Origin of the sequence: Sphingopyxis sp., from assembly GCF_016704835.1 — a bacterium.
GTDB lineage: Bacteria > Pseudomonadota > Alphaproteobacteria > Sphingomonadales > Sphingomonadaceae > Sphingopyxis.
Genome location: NZ_JADIZJ010000021.1, coordinates 813,915 through 831,049, shown reverse-complemented (window position 1 = coordinate 831,049; position 17,135 = coordinate 813,915). Strand labels below are relative to the sequence as shown.

At 63.8% G+C, this 17,135-nt stretch carries 16 protein-coding genes and 1 tRNA gene; 3 read left to right on the top strand and 14 right to left on the bottom strand.

Annotated features, from left to right (window positions below):
- Positions 1 to 8: 8 nt before the first annotated feature.
- The 10 genes from yegS to IPF76_RS19145 form a co-directional block, all read right to left on the bottom strand.
- Positions 9 to 938 carry a lipid kinase YegS gene (gene yegS / locus IPF76_RS19190; RefSeq protein WP_253204285.1) on the bottom strand — a complete coding sequence of 310 codons (930 nt, stop codon included), beginning with the start codon at positions 936 to 938 and terminating at the stop codon, positions 9 to 11.
- A 35-nt stretch (positions 939 to 973) separates the two neighbouring features.
- Positions 974 to 1,399, bottom strand: coding sequence for a DUF2147 domain-containing protein (locus IPF76_RS19185; RefSeq protein WP_253204242.1), 426 nt, complete (start codon positions 1,397 to 1,399; stop codon positions 974 to 976).
- 2 nt (positions 1,400 to 1,401) lie between these two features.
- Positions 1,402 to 1,965, bottom strand: coding sequence for a DUF308 domain-containing protein (locus IPF76_RS19180; RefSeq protein ID WP_183613247.1), 564 nt, complete (start codon positions 1,963 to 1,965; stop codon positions 1,402 to 1,404).
- A gap of 526 nt (positions 1,966 to 2,491) precedes the next feature.
- A complete protein-coding gene (locus IPF76_RS19175; RefSeq protein WP_253204284.1) occupies positions 2,492 to 2,803 on the bottom strand; it encodes a TRIC cation channel family protein in 312 nt (103 codons plus the stop codon).
- A gap of 506 nt (positions 2,804 to 3,309) precedes the next feature.
- A tRNA-Lys gene (locus IPF76_RS19170) sits at positions 3,310 to 3,385 on the bottom strand.
- 112 nt (positions 3,386 to 3,497) lie between these two features.
- Positions 3,498 to 4,604 (bottom strand): rod shape-determining protein RodA, encoded by a 1,107-nt coding sequence (rodA, locus tag IPF76_RS19165; RefSeq protein WP_293847158.1) that lies wholly within the window; start codon positions 4,602 to 4,604, stop codon positions 3,498 to 3,500.
- Positions 4,601 to 6,508: a penicillin-binding protein 2 gene (gene mrdA / locus IPF76_RS19160; protein WP_293847156.1), complete on the bottom strand. Its 1,908-nt coding sequence runs from the start codon at positions 6,506 to 6,508 to the stop codon at positions 4,601 to 4,603. Before mrdA ends, rodA begins: the two co-directional genes overlap by 4 nt.
- 19 nt (positions 6,509 to 6,527) lie before the next feature.
- Positions 6,528 to 7,052, bottom strand: coding sequence for a rod shape-determining protein MreD (gene mreD, locus IPF76_RS19155; RefSeq protein WP_293847155.1), 525 nt, complete (start codon positions 7,050 to 7,052; stop codon positions 6,528 to 6,530).
- On the bottom strand, positions 7,049 to 7,954 hold the full coding sequence (gene mreC / locus IPF76_RS19150; protein WP_293847154.1) for a rod shape-determining protein MreC: 906 nt from the start codon (positions 7,952 to 7,954) through the stop codon (positions 7,049 to 7,051). Before mreC ends, mreD begins: the two co-directional genes overlap by 4 nt.
- A 17-nt stretch (positions 7,955 to 7,971) precedes the next feature.
- Positions 7,972 to 9,018 carry a rod shape-determining protein gene (locus tag IPF76_RS19145; RefSeq protein WP_293847153.1) on the bottom strand — a complete coding sequence of 349 codons (1,047 nt, stop codon included), beginning with the start codon at positions 9,016 to 9,018 and terminating at the stop codon, positions 7,972 to 7,974.
- A gap of 195 nt (positions 9,019 to 9,213) precedes the next feature.
- Between IPF76_RS19145 and mutL the strand changes: the two genes are divergently transcribed.
- Positions 9,214 to 11,037, top strand: a complete 1,824-nt coding sequence (gene mutL / locus IPF76_RS19140; RefSeq protein ID WP_293847152.1) for a DNA mismatch repair endonuclease MutL — start codon at positions 9,214 to 9,216, stop codon at positions 11,035 to 11,037.
- 64 nt (positions 11,038 to 11,101) lie between these two features.
- Positions 11,102 to 11,899 (top strand): DUF1206 domain-containing protein, encoded by a 798-nt coding sequence (locus tag IPF76_RS19135; protein ID WP_293847151.1) that lies wholly within the window; start codon positions 11,102 to 11,104, stop codon positions 11,897 to 11,899.
- Here the strand turns inward: IPF76_RS19135 and IPF76_RS19130 are convergent.
- Genes IPF76_RS19130 through ychF form a run of 4 tightly spaced genes read right to left on the bottom strand, consistent with a single transcriptional unit; the run spans position 11,896 to position 16,332 of the window.
- Positions 11,896 to 13,461, bottom strand: coding sequence for an alkaline phosphatase D family protein (locus IPF76_RS19130; RefSeq protein ID WP_293847150.1), 1,566 nt, complete (start codon positions 13,459 to 13,461; stop codon positions 11,896 to 11,898). The genes IPF76_RS19135 and IPF76_RS19130 overlap by 4 nt on opposite strands.
- Positions 13,462 to 13,517: 56 nt before the next feature.
- The gene (locus IPF76_RS19125; RefSeq protein ID WP_293847149.1) at positions 13,518 to 14,855 is read right to left on the bottom strand and encodes a hypothetical protein; all 1,338 of its coding nucleotides are present in this window, start codon (positions 14,853 to 14,855) and stop codon (positions 13,518 to 13,520) included.
- A gap of 48 nt (positions 14,856 to 14,903) precedes the next feature.
- Positions 14,904 to 15,212 (bottom strand): hypothetical protein, encoded by a 309-nt coding sequence (locus IPF76_RS19120; protein WP_293847148.1) that lies wholly within the window; start codon positions 15,210 to 15,212, stop codon positions 14,904 to 14,906.
- A gap of 22 nt (positions 15,213 to 15,234) precedes the next feature.
- The gene (ychF, locus tag IPF76_RS19115; RefSeq protein ID WP_293847147.1) at positions 15,235 to 16,332 is read right to left on the bottom strand and encodes a redox-regulated ATPase YchF; all 1,098 of its coding nucleotides are present in this window, start codon (positions 16,330 to 16,332) and stop codon (positions 15,235 to 15,237) included.
- A 130-nt stretch (positions 16,333 to 16,462) separates the two neighbouring features.
- Here ychF and IPF76_RS19110 point away from each other — a divergent pair, with 130 nt between their 5' ends.
- Positions 16,463 to 17,131, top strand: a complete 669-nt coding sequence (locus IPF76_RS19110; RefSeq protein ID WP_293847146.1) for a CAP domain-containing protein — start codon at positions 16,463 to 16,465, stop codon at positions 17,129 to 17,131.
- The last annotated feature ends 4 nt before the right edge of the window (positions 17,132 to 17,135 follow it).

Here is a 17,135-nt window from a genome sequence, read left to right as displayed (position 1 = left end):
CCATTCCATCAACCGTCATCGGTTGGGTTTGTTGTTCCGAGCAGCAGATTATGGCCAAGGTGTATCGGCAGCGCGCCTCTGTGGCACCCCACTCGAAAGCGGCTAACCGACCGGGTTTCACCATCAAGGTTGATAAAAATATCCTCCTCGGCTTCGAACGTGACCCACGGGCTCCGCGCGGTAATCTTGAGACCATCCACGCTGCCCGCACCCTCGTGCAGGAAGCGGCCAAGGGCATCGAGCCCCGCGTTCCGGTCTAATTCCGGCAGGATCATCAGGTCGAGTTCGCCATCATCCAGCAACGCTTCGGCGCATAGCTGGATGCCACCGCCGGCCTGTCTGCCGTTGCCGATGGCCAATGCCAGAAACGATCCCTCCCAGGAAAAGTGCCGGGCCGTGAAGCGGCCTCTGCAAGCGGTAAGTTCCCGTGCGCGGCGCAGGCCGGTCAGGACATAGGCGAAACCACCGAGCGTATGTTTCAGGGCCGGATCGGTTTCTGCCGTGACCTGTGACCCGAATCCGCCCGTCACCAGATTGACGAAGGGGCTGTCGTCCAGAACACCGATGTCGATCCAGCACACTGGTGCGACAAGGGTCAAGCGCAACGACGCAGTCATGTCGTCGATGGGGATTCCCGTCGAACGCGCGAAATCGTTGGCCGTCCCAAGCGGCAGGATACCGAACGAACAGTGCCCGAACGAGCCTGCCCGAAAGGCGGCAGCAAAGACCTCGTTCACGGTGCCGTCTCCGCCACCGGCGACGATGCGATCCACGCGGCCTTGCTGCGCCTTCATAACAGCTTCGTTCGCGAACCGCCCCGCATCGCCATTTTCCCATGTGACGCGAACCTCGACGTCATGACCATCGGCCCGGACCGAGCGAACTGCCTCTCGTACCCGCGGGTCCTGCGCTGACTTCCCGTGAAGTATGAGGAACACGCTCACCCTCGGGGATGCGGTGTTCACATTCTTGCTTATGGCCAATTATCAGTCCTCAGCCGCGTCCACTGTTGCGACCTGCAACCGACCCGTCCAACCAGGCACCCTCTGCCGACTATCGTGTCATCATCGATCACGCTGATGGTTCCCGCAAACGTCCTGCCGATATCGGGCACAAAAACCCTGCCGCGCCAGACGCCGGGCCTCTCCAGCGCAAAATCCTGAAAAAGCCGCGACCCGATAAGAGGATCGGTGCCACCTCTGCGCGCATCTGCCTGTGCCTTTTCGTTGGCCCAAATCACGACACCGCACATGCGCTCGCCGCAGCGCTCAACCCGGACATGAACGCTGTTCTGCGGGTTTTTCCACGTCCCGAAAGACTGATCGCTCGCATACGCGACAGATTGCGGCGCCATCACCGCCACCGCCACCGCCAGAAGGATCAACGCCAGCCGCCGCACGCTTAAAGACTCCGGGACAGGCGGCGCAAGCCGAGCGCCAGGATGATAAGGAAGACACCGCGGAAGAGAAAGCTGATCCCAACGATTCCCGCCAGGAACACAAGGCTGCTCGCCGGGCCTGAAAACAGGAGGAATCCGCCAAGCACGATGTCGAGCAGGCCGAGCGCAAAGCGCCATCCCCGATCATGGGATCCCTTGATCGCGCTCACCAATTCGAGAATCCCGGCAACGAACAGCCAGAATCCGATCGCCCAGACCAGCGACAAGGCACCGGCAAAGGGCGCGAAGAGGACGAAACCCCCTGCCGCGACCCCGAGCAGGCCCAGCAGCGCCTCAATCCAGCGCCCCCGCTTCGAAAGCGAAGACAGGCCAGAAATCAGGGCAACGAGACCATAGGTCAGCAACATCACACCAAGCAAAAAACCCGTGGCCAATCCCGTCGCCAGCGGGTTGCCCAACGCCAGCGATCCGATCAGGACAACAAGCACGCCATAAGCCAGGATCCATCCCCAAGCTGGTCCGGGTTCAGTTTCCACCGATGACGTCAATGGGTCGTTCTGCGGCATGACTTCCTCCACATTGCGCAAAAATTAGGCCAAGATGCCTCATTACGATAAATCTTTGACACTTACCTGGAATTACCATCGGTCAAAATCCGTCTGTAAATTCCGACTTCGCGCCAGCGTCGTTCGCGACTGAAGTGCCTGATATACGGCCACGGAGCGACAATAGAACTGAAACACCAAGCACGTGCGGCGGAATTCGGGATGGTCGTCGTGTGCTCGCATATCGCTGCTTAAGCGAGTTGTCACCTGCTGCTGTGAGCCAGTGGGCAAGGGCAGTGAATCGGCAAAAATCGCAAAAACGGGTGCCGATGAAGGCCCAGACCGGCTACCAGAATGGGCTTGTCGCGAGCTACAATCGACTGGTCGCAAGACCCATATTGGGGATAGTGGTGGGGGTTTCGGAAAACTTATCACATTATAACCACACGATATATGCTGTCCGTGGATCTCTCCTCCGTCCATTAATCATGAAAATCTCAGTTGTTGTTCGGCCGGGCTGGATCGCCAGACCAGTCGAACACCGCAGTCAGGCACCGTCATTCGCGCGGAGGCGGCCTTGGCGTGGCCGATAGCGTGGCAATGACCAGCCGTACCTGATTGCGCCTCCGCGCAGTGCGAAGCCTACCATGAATGCCGCGGACACGCCGACTTCCCGGTCAATGCCCAGCGCGTTGGTGCAAACGAAAGTGATTGCAGCGGCCAATGCGGCGGTCACGTAGATCTCGTAGGAAAAGATGATGGACCGCTCCTGGCTCAGCGTGTCACGGACGATGCCGCCAAAGCATGCCGTTATCATGCCCATGATGACAGAAGCGACCGGACCTGCGCCGGCACCGATCGCCCGTTCGGCGCCTCTCGCGGCAAACAGGGCTAACCCGACTGCTGCGGGATGCCTTTCCCGATGCGCTTATCGGTTTTCGCTCCAACAGCCGCGAAGTGCAGGTTCACGCGACTCTTGCAGGGGCCGGGGTTGCGGCGCTCGCCCGCTATCGTGCCGATGGGGAGCTCGGGCTAATTCGCCTGTACCCCGACAGACCTGACCTTGTTCGAGACATCTGGATAGGTGTGCATGTGGACATGCGCCACATGCCGAGAGTGCGGGCAGTGACCGATACAGTTGTCGAAGCACTGCGGAAAACGCCGCGATTCTCAATCCGGGTTACTGAACCCCAAGTGTTGATAGAGCAAGACAGGCTCGAGCACACGCTGGAGCCAGCTTTTCGTCGCAATACCTTGATCAACCGTCGCCGGATCCGCTGCTACCTAGAGAGCTACCTAGCGATCTGCGAGCGGAAATCCAGTTGGCCCAACGGCCATTTAATACGTTGAAATATATGGATAAATTGGTGGACGCACTTGGGCTCGAACCAAGGACCCGCTGATTAAGAGTCAGCTGCTCTACCAACTGAGCTATGCGTCCACTGCCGAATTTCGGCGCGCTTTGCGGCGGCGAGTTATCCTCTTTGCTGCGAAGCGAGCGGCCCGCTATCATGCCAATTCGGCGAAGGCAATGGTTAGCGCGAAGATTTTTCTCAATGAAAGCGGCGCGTGCCGGTTTTGCTGTCGTTTTCGATCGCCAATATGATGCCGACGCAGGTCATGATCGTCAGCATCGACGACCCGCCATAGGAAAACAGCGGCAGCGGGATCCCAACGACGGGCGCAAGGCCCATCACCATCATCAGGTTGATCGCGATGTAGAAAAAGATCGTCATCGTCAGCCCCGCCGCGGTGAGCTGGCCAAAGCGGGTGCGCGCGCGGATCGCGACGCGCGTCCCCCAGCGGAGCAGCAGGAAAAAGGCAAAGAGCAGCGCCAACCCGCCGATCAGGCCCCATTCCTCGGCCATGGTCGCAAAGATGAAGTCTGTGTGGCCTTCGGGCAGATAGTCGAGATGGCTTTGCGACCCGTTGAGGAAGCCTTTGCCGCCGATGCCGCCCGACCCGATCGCGATTTTCGACTGGCTGATGTGATAGCCAGCGCCGAGCGGATCGCTTTCGGGATCGAGGAAGATCAGCACGCGCTTTTGCTGATAGTCGTGGAGGAACGAAAACAGTACCGGTACCGCCGCCGATCCGGCCAGCACTGCGCTGCCGAACCACCAGAACGGCAGGCCGGCGACGAACATCACCACGATGCCGCCGATACAAATCGACAGCGCGGTGCCGAGGTCGGGTTGCAGCATGACGAGCGCCGCGGGCACCCCAATCATGATCAGAGCTGGCCACAAGGCGGTCCAGCTGCGCGTGTTGCCCGGCGGCAATTGCGCGTAAAAACGCGCCAGCGCGACAACAATCGTGACCTTCATCAGTTCGGACGGCTGGAGATTCATGAAGCCGAGGTTGAGCCAGCGCTGGCTGCCGCCGCCGACAAAGCCGAGCAGTTCGACCGCGATCAAAAGGATCAGCACGCCGATATAAGCGAGATAGGAAAAATCCTCGAAAATCCGGAGAGGAAAACGCCCGATGGCCATCGCCACGGCCAGGAAGACGAGAAAGCGCACCCCCTGTTGCCACGCCCAGGGCGACCAGTTGCCGCCCGCTGCCGAATAGAGAACAAGCAGGCCGAAGCCGGTGATCGCGCTGAGCACGGCGATCAGTTTCCACGGGATGCGCTGGATGGCGGGCGGCACGACGATCATTGCGGCAGCTCCGGATTGGGGTCGCTCGACGCCCCTGACTTCCACGCCATATAGTCGCGGTCCATCCGCTCCTTGATCGTGCCGCCCCAGCCCGCCTCGAACGTGTCAAGCGCCTCCATCGCCTTTTCGCGGTCGAAGAGGAAGGTCATAAAATCCTTGGCCACCGGTGCTGCCGCGCGCGAGCCGCCCATGCCGTGCTCGATCACTACGGCCGTCGCGTAGCGAGGATTGACGACCGGTGCGAAACCAATGAACAGGCCGTGATCGCGGAATTTCCACGTTCCGCTTTTGCCATTTCCCGTGCCAAGCCCGCGCACCTGCGCAGTACCGGTCTTGCCCGCCATCGTAATGCCATCGAGCGGCAGGCGGCTACGTCCGGCGGTTCCGCCTGGCCCGTTGACGACGAGGTCCATCCCTTCGCGCGCGGTTGCGAGCGCTTCGGGCGAGAAGGGCAGGGGCTCATTCCTGAATTCGCGGTTGATCAGGCGCGGATACAGCCGGCGCCCCGATGCGATCCGCGCCGCCATCACCGCAAGCTGGAGCGGGTTTACGCTGACATAGCCTTGCCCGATGACCGCGTTGAGCGAGTCCGATGCCGACCACTGTTGGTCATATTTTTTCATCTTCCACGCGCTGTCGGGAATGGTACCATATCGCTGGCTGCTTCCCGCGAGCTGAAATTCCTCACCTAATCCCAGCAGCTTGGCGGTCGGCGCCATTGCATCATAACCCAGCCGATGGGCGAGCCAGTAGAAATAGCTGTTGCAGCTTTTCATGATCGCGGTCGGCATATCGACGCTGCCATGGGTGCCCAGACAGCGGAAAAAGCGGTTGCCCAGGCGGTAGCCGCCAATGCAGGTGTGGCGCTCGCTGGGATCGACGCCATGGTCGATGGCAGCGATTGCCGCCATCGGTTTCAGCGTCGAACCGGGCGGATACAGACCGCGCGTCGCCTTGTTGATCAGCGGCTGATGATCGTCAGCGCGCAGCCAACTATATTCGCTATTGCTGATCCCGTCTGAAAAGCTGTTTGGATCAAAGCTCGGCATCGAAACAAAGGACAAGATGTCGCCGTTGGTGCAGTCGATGACGACCGCGGCGCCCGACTCGCGCCCCATCCGCCGCGCAACAAATTCCTGCAGGTCGGCGTCGATGGTCAGGTGTACGGTTTTGCCCTGCACGTCGGGCTGGGTGTCGAGGTCGCGTACCACGCGGCCGCGCGCGGTGACTTCGACCCGCCGCGCTCCCGGCTTGCCCTTCAGCATCGGTTGGAAATATTTCTCCAACCCGTCCTTGCCGATCTTGTACCCCGGCGTGATGTACAGCGGATCCTTGGCTTGCTGATATTCTTCCGCATTGGGCGCACCGACATAGCCGATCAGATGGCCGACCGCGGCGCCGGTCGGATAGTTGCGGGCAAAACCGCGCTGCGGCGCGATTCCCGGCATTTCTGGCAGGCGGACGAGGATCGAGGCATATTCGGCCTCGGTCATGTCTTCCGCCACCGCGACCGGCTGGAATCCCGATGCCGCTTTCAGGTCGCGGTTGATGCGGTCCATCGTGTCGCCGTCGAGCCGTAGCAGCGTACGGAGCTGGCCAAGCACGAACGCCTTGTTGTGCAAACGGTCGGGGATAATGTCGATGCGCAGGGACACGCGATTGTTGGCCAGCGCCTTGCCGTTGCGATCGACGATCCACCCGCGCCGCGGGGGCACCAGCGTCAGGTTGACGCGGTTGCTTTCGGATTCCAGCACGTAGCGGTCGTTATCGACGACCGAAATATAGGCCATGCGCGCCGCCAGCGCGACACCCACCGCCGCCTGCGCGCCGCCGACGACGAGCGCGCGGCGGGTGAAGGTGATTCCCCTCCAGGCTTCGGTAATTGGCGGACTCTTGCGCGACATTCTTTTCTGACTAGCGGGATTATCGGCGTTTCAGGCGGAAATTGTCAAACTTGCCGGTCAGCCGCATGAACAGCGGCACCAGCAGCGCCGAGATGATGATCTGCGGCACGACCAGACCCAGCACGCGCCCAGTGGCGGCATCGGGATGAACGATCAGCGCCGCCAGCGACTGGATGTTCGCAATCAGCAAGGCCGCAATAGCCCAGTCGTGCAGAAAACCGCGCCAATAGATGCGCTGCGACGAATAATGGATCGCGATGCTGGCCAGCGTCCACAGCCCGATCGCGGTGCCGATCGGCTGGCCGCTGAACAGATCGTCCCACAGCCCGAGCGGCAGGCCGATCCACACCGGCCACATTTCGGTGCGCAGCAATTGCCAGCACAGAAAGAACAGCAGCCCCAGCGGTGGCAGCACCGGCGAATTGGCGACCAGCGGCAGCATCAGTGGCAGCGCCGAGGCGAGCATCACCGTTGCCACCGGCACGATCCGCATGCGCCACAGCGAAGCCGGTTCGCCCAGACGCGGCGCGGCGCGATTGTTCATGGGGCGGCGCCCGCGGGCGCCAAGGGCGGCGGGGCCGGGGCGGGCTGCGCCTCGATATTGTCCGGCGTATAGGGCCGCAGCACCGACACGGCATCGACCTTGCCGGGGTCGGCGAGGGGGCGGGCGAGGGCGCCATCGTCCTGTCTCCGCACGACGATCGCGACCGGAATGTTGGGCGGATAGAGGCCGCCGGTACCCGAGGTGACCAAGATGTCGCCCGGCTTGAACGGGTTGTTGGCAATATTGAGGGTGCGGATGTCGAGATCGCCGTTGCCGCGGCCATAGGCGAGCGCCGGCAGGCCATCGCGCGCGCGGCGCACCGGGACGATATTGTCGATGTCGGTCAGCAGCAGCACTTGCGACACCGACGGGCCGGAGCCAAGCACGCGCCCGATCAGACCGTCGGCGCCGCGCACCGGCTGGCCCGCGGCTACTCCCAGGTTGCGCCCGATGCTGAGTAGCGCAATGCGTTTGCTGCTGGTCGAGGTCGAGGTGAGCAGATAGCCGTTGGCGAGCGCGGTCTTGTCGGTTTCCTGCAGCTTGAGCAGCGCCTTCAGCTGGCGATTTTCTTCCTGCAAGGTGCTGGTCGCAACCAGTTCGCGGCGCGTATCGGCCAGCTCGCTGCGCAGCCGCCGGTTCTGCGAACCCGCGCTGACATAAGCCCCGACACTGTCGTCGATGCCCGAAATCGATCCGATCACCGACCGCGACACGCGCGCGACCGGCGCAGTGATTTCCTGGCTCGCCACGCGGAGCTGGGCAAAGCCGACGGGGTCAACGACCGACAGGATCGCCAGCAGCAGCCCCGCGACGGCCCCGGTCACCGCAATGACATAGGCCGCGAACAGGCTGTATTGGGCCTTTCGGGATTGCCCCGGACGTCGATGTACCGGGCGGACCATAACTCAGATACGCTCGCTCAGGCTTGCTGGAGTACGCCGCGGAACGCGGGATCTTCCATCGCGCGGCCGGTACCGATCGCGACACAGGTCAGCGGATCGTCGGCGACCGTGACGGGCAGTCCGGTCGCTTCCTTGAGCAGTTCGTCGAGCTCGGCGATCAGCGCACCGCCGCCGGTCAGTACAATGCCCTGATCGACGATGTCGGCGGCGAGTTCAGGCGCGGTGTTTTCAAGTGCGATACGCACGCCTTCGACGATCGTGCCGATCGGTTCGGACAGCGCTTCGGCGATCTGCGCCTGGTTGATCGAGATTTCCTTGGGCACGCCGTTGACCAGATCGCGGCCCTTGATGTGGATCGTCAGGCCAACGCCGTCGGCGGGAATGCGCGCGATGCCGAAATCCTTCTTGATCCGCTCTGCGGTCGCTTCGCCGATCAGCAGATTATGGTGTCGGCGCACATAGCTGACGATCGCTTCGTCCATCTTGTCGCCGCCGACCCGGACCGACGTGGTGTAGGCAAGGCCGCGGAGCGAGAGAACGGCGACTTCGGTGGTACCGCCGCCGATATCGACGACCATCGAACCGATCGGTTCGGTCACCGGCATGTCGGCGCCGATCGCGGCGGCCATCGGTTCTTCGATCAGCCACACTTCGCTGGCGCCCGCGTTCGACGCGGCGTCACGGATCGCGCGGCGTTCGACGCTGGTCGATCCGCTGGGCACGCAGATCACGATTTCGGGGCTGCGGAACGCGTTGGGCTTGCCGCCGTGAACCTTGGTGATGAAGTGCTTGATCATCTGTTCGGCGACATCGATGTCGGCGATGACGCCGTCGCGCAGCGGGCGGATCGCCTCGATGCTGTCGGGGGTCTTGCCCATCATCAGCTTCGCGTCGTCGCCGACCGCCTTCACCCGCTTGATCCCGTTGATCGTCTCGACCGCGACGACCGAAGGTTCGTTGAGCACGATGCCCTTGCCGCGCACATAGACGACCGTGTTGGCGGTGCCGAGGTCGATCGCCATGTCCTGGGAGTTGAATTTGAACCAGCGAGAAAAGAATGACATCGATACTGCTTCCCTGTCCTCGGCGCTGGCCCTGGGGAAGGACCACGCCGCCGCGTCGTTAAACCTGCGCGCCCGGCCGGCGACAGGACCAATCAGGGAGAGATTCCGGCTCGGCCGATGGGGGCTGGCTGGACAATATGATAAGGCTGTGCGGGTGGGTCGCGATTTGCGCTCGACTGCGCTAGGACAGCCCCCATGTCAATACGTCGCCTGCCTGAAACGCTCGTAAATCGGATCGCGGCCGGTGAAGTGGTCGAAAGACCCGCCGCAGCGCTCAAAGAACTGGTCGAAAACGCCATCGACGCCGGTGCCACGCGCATATCGGTGCGAATCACCGAAGGCGGGATTTTGCGGCTCGAGGTCGAGGATGACGGTTGCGGGATGACGCCCGACGACATGGCGCTCGCGCTCGAACGCCATGCAACGTCAAAGCTGCCCGATGACGCGATCGAGGACGTCAGCACGCTCGGCTTTCGCGGCGAAGCGCTGCCGTCGATCGCCAGCGTCGCGCGCCTGACGCTCGAAAGCCGGGTCGCTGGCGGCGATGGCTGGCGGCGCGTCGTCGATAATGGCGTCGTGGTCGCCGAAGGCCCGGCGGCGCTTGCAAATGGCACCCGGGTCGTCGTCGAAGATCTGTTCGCGCGCGTCCCCGCCCGCCGCAAATTCCTGCGCAGCGCGCGCAGCGAATATGCCGCCTGCCTCGACGTCGTGAAGCGGCTGGCGATGGCGCGCCCCGATGTCGGCTTCACGCTGGAACATGACGGGCGCCGCGCACTCGATGTGCAGGGCGGGCAGGACCAATTGAGCCGCGTCGCCGCGCTGACGCAGCGCGATCTGGCGGCGAACAGCATCGGGGTCGATCTCGACCGCGGCGACGTCCATATCGGCGGGGTGATCAGCCTGCCGACCTACAATCGCGGCATCGCCGATCATCAATATCTGTTCGTCAACGGGCGACCGGTGAAGGACCGCCTGCTCGTTGGCGCGCTGCGCGGCGCCTATGCCGATCTGCTCGCGCGCGATCGTCATCCCGTCGTCGCATTGTTCCTCGACGTCCCGGGCGGCGAGGTCGACGTTAACGTCCATCCGGCGAAGACCGAGGTGCGCTTTCGCGACCCGCAGCTGATCCGCGGGATGATCGTCGGCGGGCTGCGCCGCGCGCTCGACGAGCATGGCTTTCGCAGTGTCCAGCGCCCCGCCGAAGCGGCGCTCGCGGCGTGGCAGCAGGAACCGGTTACGCCGCCCGCGCCGGCCCAGACCCTGTTCGCCGCGCATCTGCCCTATCCGCACGCCCCCGCAACGCATCTGTTCGGCGCTGACACTGATCCCGCCACCCATGCGCTGCTGCGCGACCGCGTCGTCGATTTTACGCCGTCGCGCGATGCTTTGCCGATGGGACGCGCCGAAGCCGCAACCGCGCCGGTGCCGCATGGCGACGCGCATCCCCTCGGCATCGCGCGCGGCCAGATCGCGCGCACCTATATCGTTGCCGAGGCCGAGGACGGCCTCGTCATCGTCGATCAACATGCCGCGCATGAACGGCTGGTGCTCGAACAACTGCGCCGCGGCATGAGCGGGCAGGCGGTACCGTCGCAAGGCCTGCTCCTCCCCGAAGTCGTCGAACTTGACGAGCCCGCGTGCGACCGCCTCGAAGCCGCGGCGGCGCAGCTGACGGCGCTCGGGGTCGAGCTCGAACGCTTCGGCCCCGCCGCGGTCATGGTCCGCGCCACCCCGGCGATGCTCGGCGCGATCGATTGCCGAAAACTTGTCACCGACATTGCCGACGATCTGGCGGGTTACGACGCCGCGCTCGGGCTCAACGAAAAGCTCGAATTGGTCGCCGCCACCATGGCCTGCCACGGCGCGGTCCGTGCCGGCCGCACCCTCAGCGTCGCTGAAATGAATGCGCTGCTCCGCACGATGGAGGTCACCCCGCACAGCGGGCAGTGCAACCATGGCCGCCCGACGTGGGTCAAGCTGGCGATGGACGACGTCGAGCGACTATTCGGCCGAAAATAGGCGCCCACGGAACTGCGCTCGCGGCGGGACGTTGCCTGACGACATCCCGACAGGAGCGACCCCGATGAACCGACTGCGCCGCCTCGAAACCTTTGCCCGCGCAGGCTGGTGCGCGCGGGGCGTCGTTTATTGCCTGCTCGCCTTTTTCGCGCTGACCAGCGCCAACGCGTCGGACGCCAGCCCGCAAGGCGTGTTCCGCGCGGTGAAGGAGATGTCGGGCGGCACCTATCTGCTCGTTCTGCTGGCGATCGGGCTCGCGCTTTATGGCGCGTACCGCCTCTATGGCGCCGCGCTCGACAGCGAGGGGAAGGGCGACGATGCCAAGGGCATTGCGATCCGCATCGGCTATGCCGCCAGCGGTATCGCGCATTTCATCCTGGCATGGGCCGCGGTCCGGCTCGCATCGGGGCAAGCTGCCAGCGGTAACGGCGAACAAGAGCAAGCCGCTGCAGGCATGCTGCTCGATATGCCCCTGGGCGGAACGCTGCTCGGCGCCATCGGACTGTGCTTTCTCGCTGCCGCCGCGCATCAAATGATGAAAGCCTGGACCACCGAGTTTATGCAGGGCGTCGCCGCCGATGCGCCAGCCTGGGTTGTCCCCGTCGGCCGCGCGGGGCTTGCCGCGCGCGCGGTGGTGTTTACCGTCATCGGCGTGTCGCTGATCCGCGCGGGCTGGTTCGACTTGGCGGGCGAGGTCAAGGGGCTTGGCGATGCGCTGTCGGCGCTCACCGAACATGAAGGACTGTATCTGCTCGTTGCGGCAGGCCTGTTCCTGTTCGGCGTCCACAGCTTTGTCGAAGCGAGGTGGCGCCGTATCCGCGATGAGGATGTCGTCGCACGGCTGAAGGCCGCTGCCAGCTAAGCCATCTTGATCCCGGCGACGCCATTCTCGACCATGGCGGTTGCGCGCTTCGACAGATTGTTCACCGGCGTCGTCACCTTGTCGACGACCATGAAATGCGTCTGCCACGCCTCGCGATTGACGTCGCACACCAGATAGCCGCGCTGATCGTTGGCGAATTTCAGTTCGGGGTTGAGCTTGAGAAACTCGTCGGTGCCATTCCGCTTGTCGCTGCCGTCGCCGCCGCTCGAAATCGAGGTCGCGACAAATTCGGCGCCGACGACCTTGTCCTTCAACACCAGGTCGCCGCAGAAATTCTGATGCTCGTCACCGGTCAGCACGACGCAATTGTCCAGCCCGCCCAGCCGCGACAACATCCGCTCGCGCGGCGCTTCATAGCCTGCCCAGCTGTCGAGATTGACGATCTTCTTGGGCTCATCGGACTTGCGGCGCCGGTCGAGCGACATCATTGTCACCTGCTGCGCCAGCGCGTTCCACGTCGCGCCGCCCCGGGCCAAATTCTTGTTCAGCCAATCCTCTTGCGCGCGGCCCAGCACCTGCGCCTCCTTGGCGAACACCTCGGGACACGCTGGTTTGAACCCGTCGCCGCACGGCTGGTCGTCGCGATACTGACGCGTGTCGAGCAACTGCATCGACATCAGATCGCCGTAGCGAAACTCGCGATTCAGCGCGACCATGCCGCCGCGCGGCAGCAGCGCATTGCGTACCGGCATATGTTCGTACCACGCCTGCATCGCAGCCTGTTTTTTCAGCATGAACACTTCGGGCGACGCGGATTCGGGGTCGTTGCCGGGAAAGTCGATCGACCAGTTGTCGATGTCGGACACCCAGTCGTTGATGATTTCATGGTCGTCGAAACTCGACAAAACCGCATGGACCGAGCGCACCGCCTGCTGGTCGATGTCCAGCAAGGTTTGCGCATAGGCGGCGCGGAAATCGGTGACGTCGATCAGCGCGCGCTGATCGTACCGGCGCACCGGCCGGATCGGCAGGCCGCTGTCGTAGAGGTAATTCTGCTGATACTCGTAAATGAAGTCGCCATAATGATAGACGAACGCCAGGTCTTCGCGCGCCATGTGGCGATAAACGCCGTAAAATCCGGACTCGAAATGCTGGCACCCGGCGACCCCGAATTTCAGCGCGTCGACTTTGGCGCCGGGGGCGGGCAGGGTGCGCGCACGGCCGCGCAGGCTGCGCTCGCCGGCGGCGGTAAAGCGGTAATAATAGGGGCGATCGGGCAGCAGCCCCGCGACCTCGACATGGACGCTGTGTGCCAGTTCAGGACGCGCGAGTTCGGTGCCTTTTGCCACCACGTTGCGAAAGCCGGTGTCGCTCGCGACTTCCCATTCGACCGGCACATTGGTCAGCGGCATCCCACCGTGGCGCTCCATCGGCTCGGGCGCCAGGCGGGTCCAGATAACAAAGCCGTCGCTCGCGGGATCGCCCGCCGCGACGCCCAGCTTGAACGGAAAGTCACGCAAGATGCCCTGCGCGCGGACGATTGCCGGCGCGGCGAGCCCGGCAAGGGTCGCCCCGGCAAGGAAGTGGCGGCGGTTGTACATGGCTGGGCTCCGTTGGCGCGAATCGCTAATCTTCGATAGCCCAGCCATAAGTTACATCAATGACCGATGCTCAATCGGGCAAAGACCGTCGCGCCGATCGGGCTTTTGCCATAGGCGACGTCGAGCGCGCGCGGCTTGTCGAACGCCGCGATACTCCCGCCGAGCGCAAGGTTCAGCGGTCCCGTGAGCGGCAGGCGATAGGCATAGCCCGCCTGAAACTTGGTCACGCGGAACGGCACGTCGTGCAGCGGGTCGTCATGGTCGCTGAACAGCTCGTCATTCTTCACATTCTCGACGCGCCCGAACAACGTGTGATGATCGTCCAGATCCCAGTTCACCTCGGCCAACCAAGCGGTCAGCGTGTCGCCGGGATCGCGATTTTTGGCGCTGTACGCCGCGGTCGCCGACAGGCCGCGACCATTAGCGTAGCTGACGCTTGCCGTGGTGCGATGCTCATCCTCGCCAGGATGCTGCGCTTCGGGTTCTTTCAGTCGCGCGTGGCTGGCCTGCAACGTCCAGGTGGGCGAGGGGGTCCAGGTGCCGCGCAGCGACCAGCTGTCGAACCGCGGGCTTTCAATGTTCCAGCGTTTCTCGTCGGGCTCGCGCCCGGTAAAGACCGATCCCTCAAACTGGATGGCGGGCGTCGCATAGCCGAGCGTCGCGACACCATAAGTGATGTGCGTCGAATCGAACCAGTGATGGGTGATCGGCGCCTCGGGATTATAGCGCGCGCTGCTGCGGTGCATGAACGCGCTGGGGCCAATCGCGGGCTCACCGACCGGGCCGCCATAAACGAACAGCCGCGCATCATTGCCGACATTGATATCGACGCGCGCGGCCAGCTCCATGAACAGGTCGTGCGGATGCTGGCGATCGACCAAAGGTTCGCCGCCCGCGGTTTCGCCGGTTGCAAACAGATTGGGATAGCCATAGTTCGACATCAACGGCTCGAGGCTCAGCATCGATTTCAACTGGATGCGGCCCCACTCGGTCTGCTTCTCACTCGACAGCATCAGCATCGACTGGACATAGGCCTTGTCGTCGCCGCGCGGCCCCGACTGGTCGGTATAGACGCCCCAGGCAAAGCCGTGGGTCATCACCATCCAGTCGTCGCCCGCGTCGATGTGCAGGCCGCTATGGCCGCCTTCGTTGGCGGGCAGGCGGGCGGTGCCGGAGCCTTCGGCGGGGGTGGCCGGGCTGCTATGGTCCATCGCGCCATGGTCCATGGTGCCATGATCCATCGCGCTATGGTCGACGGGATGGGCGGCTTTGCGTTCGGCGGCAGGCATCACATGCCCGGCGTGGGGATCATGCCCGCTATGGTCTTGCGCGGCGGCGGACAGCGGGAGTAGGGCGAGCGCGCCAGCGCCCGCCAGAAATGGCGTTTTCAACATAACATCGTCCTGACAGGATCGGAAAATCGGGGTTCGGTTTGGCGGCTGTCAGGGTTGGGGAGGGGGGATGCTGGGCGGCGCATTGGCGCTGGCGAGCTCCGTCATCGGCAGAATCGGCGGCAGGATTTTGGGAAGCGGCATGGGTGCTGCCGCTGCGGCGGTCGGTGTACTGGCAATGCAGCCGATGCAGACATGCCCGGCGGCCCTGCTGCCGTCGCCGTCGGGTTGATGATGCGACGAATCGACCGGCATCGCGCCGTGACAGTCCGTCACCATGGCCTCCGCCTGCACGGGAGCTGTCACCGACGGCAACGACAGGCCGATCAGGAACAGGGTCAGGAACAGGTGTCGCAGCATCCCAATGGCTTTAGCACAACCCTTAGCTGTGCAGGAAGTGCATCACATCGCCGTCATGCACGACATAGGCCTTGCCCTCGGCGCGCAGCTTGCCCGCTTCGCGCGCGCGCGCTTCGCCGCCCAGCGTGACATAATCGTCATAGGCGATCGTTTCGGCACGGATGAAGCCCTTCTGGAAATCGCTGTGGATCTCGCCCGCGGCCTCGGGAGCGGTAGCGCCGGTGTGGACCGTCCACGCGCGCGCTTCCTGCGGGCCGACGGTGAAAAAGGTGATCAGGTGGAGCAGCTCATACCCGGCGCGGATGACGCGCGCGAGGCCGGTCTCGTGCAGGCCCATTTCTTCGAGGAACTCGAGCCGGTCGGCCATATCCATCGTCACCAGCTCGCTTTCGATCGCCGCCGAAACGACAACCGCCTGCGCGCCTTCGGCGGCCGCCTTGGCGAAAACCTTCTCGGAAAACGCATTGCCGTTCGCAGCGCTGCCTTCGTCGACGTTGCAGACGTACAGCACGGGCTTCGAGGTCAGCAGCTGCGCGGTGCGCAGAACCCGGGCTTCTTCCTCGTCCTTGGGTTCGGTCAACCGCGCAGCCTTGCCTTCGCGCAGCAGCTCGAGCGTCTGGCCGAGCACCGACGCGGCAATCTTGGCTTCCTTGTCGCCCTGCGCAGCCTTCTTCACAAAGGCGGGGACGCGCTTTTCCAGGCTTTCCAGGTCGGACAGCAGCAATTCGGTTTCGACCGTCTCGGCATCGGCGACCGGATCGACCCTGTTTTCGACATGCTGGATGTCGTCATCCTCGAAACAGCGCAGGACGTGGACGATCGCATCGACTTCGCGGATGTTGCCGAGGAACTGGTTGCCCAGGCCCTCGCCCTTCGACGCGCCGCGGACCAGCCCGGCGATGTCGACGAACGCCAGCTGCGTCGCGATGATCTTTTTGCTGGTCGCGATGGCCGCCAGTTTTTCCAGCCGCGCATCGGGCACCGCAACATTGCCGATGTTCGGCTCGATAGTGCAGAATGGATAATTGGCCGCCTGCGCCGCCGCCGTTTCGGTCAGCGCGTTGAACAGGGTGGACTTGCCGACGTTGGGCAGGCCGACGATCCCGCATTTGAAACCCATAAAAACTCCGTGTGACCGGCATGAGACCGGGGTTGCAGCGCCCCTAGCGCCAAGTCGCTCGCGACGCCAGCTTTTGACGCGCCAGATTATCGTTGCGAACCGTTCAGCCTTGCAGCTGTATCGCCGTTGTATGACGACACTCTCTCGATGGACCGCCGCCGCGCTGGTGCTCGGACTTGGTGCGGTCGCCGCCAGCGCCGCGCCTAGCCGCTTCGAAGCCGGCGTGCTCGCCGAACTCAATCGCTTTCGCAGCGATCCCGCGGGCTATATCGACGTCCTGCGCGATTATCGCGATCGCTTCGACGGCCGATTGCTGATCGCCGACGATGACAGCGAAATCCACATCATGACCAACGAAGGCGTCACCGCGGTCGATGAAGCGATCCACGACCTGCGTTCCGAAAAGCCGCTGGCGCGGTTGCAGCACAGCGAGCTGTTGGCGGCCGCCGCGGCCGATCATGTCGCGGCGCAGTCGCGGTCGGGCGCGGTCGGCCACTACACCCGCGGCAACGGCCCCGGCGAACGGATGACGGCGCGCGGCGGCGGCCCCTATGTCAACGAAGTCATCACCTATGGCCATCACAGCCCGGCGGGAGTAGTGCACCAATTGCTGATCGACGACGGCGTCCCCGATCGTGGCCACCGCCACAGCCTGCTCCGCCGCGAACACCGTTACGCCGGGGTCGCCTGCGGCCCGCACCGCGTCCACCGCACGATGTGCGTGACCCTGATGTCGCAAACCCCCGACGGCTCGCCGCCACCACCGCCGAAGCGGCCCCCGGTGACTGCACCGCGTTAGTCCG

Excerpts from the sequence above, each read along its gene's own strand:
- mreD (WP_293847155.1), bottom strand. The coding sequence starts at position 7,052 with ATGAACAATCGCGCCGCGCCGCGTCTGGGCGAACCGGCTTCGCTGTGG.
- mutL (WP_293847152.1), top strand. The coding sequence starts at position 9,214 with ATGTCAATACGTCGCCTGCCTGAAACGCTCGTAAATCGGATCGCGGCC.
- mrdA (WP_293847156.1), bottom strand. The coding sequence starts at position 6,508 with ATGTCGCGCAAGAGTCCGCCAATTACCGAAGCCTGGAGGGGAATCACC.
- IPF76_RS19110 (WP_293847146.1), top strand. The coding sequence starts at position 16,463 with ATGACGACACTCTCTCGATGGACCGCCGCCGCGCTGGTGCTCGGACTT.
- IPF76_RS19135 (WP_293847151.1), top strand. The coding sequence starts at position 11,102 with ATGAACCGACTGCGCCGCCTCGAAACCTTTGCCCGCGCAGGCTGGTGC.
- mreC (WP_293847154.1), bottom strand. The coding sequence starts at position 7,954 with ATGGTCCGCCCGGTACATCGACGTCCGGGGCAATCCCGAAAGGCCCAA.
- IPF76_RS19120 (WP_293847148.1), bottom strand. The coding sequence starts at position 15,212 with ATGCTGCGACACCTGTTCCTGACCCTGTTCCTGATCGGCCTGTCGTTG.
- ychF (WP_293847147.1), bottom strand. The coding sequence starts at position 16,332 with ATGGGTTTCAAATGCGGGATCGTCGGCCTGCCCAACGTCGGCAAGTCC.
- IPF76_RS19180 (WP_183613247.1), bottom strand. The coding sequence starts at position 1,965 with ATGCCGCAGAACGACCCATTGACGTCATCGGTGGAAACTGAACCCGGA.
- IPF76_RS19125 (WP_293847149.1), bottom strand. The coding sequence starts at position 14,855 with ATGTTGAAAACGCCATTTCTGGCGGGCGCTGGCGCGCTCGCCCTACTC.
- IPF76_RS19130 (WP_293847150.1), bottom strand. The coding sequence starts at position 13,461 with ATGTACAACCGCCGCCACTTCCTTGCCGGGGCGACCCTTGCCGGGCTC.
- rodA (WP_293847158.1), bottom strand. The coding sequence starts at position 4,604 with ATGATCGTCGTGCCGCCCGCCATCCAGCGCATCCCGTGGAAACTGATC.
- IPF76_RS19145 (WP_293847153.1), bottom strand. The coding sequence starts at position 9,018 with ATGTCATTCTTTTCTCGCTGGTTCAAATTCAACTCCCAGGACATGGCG.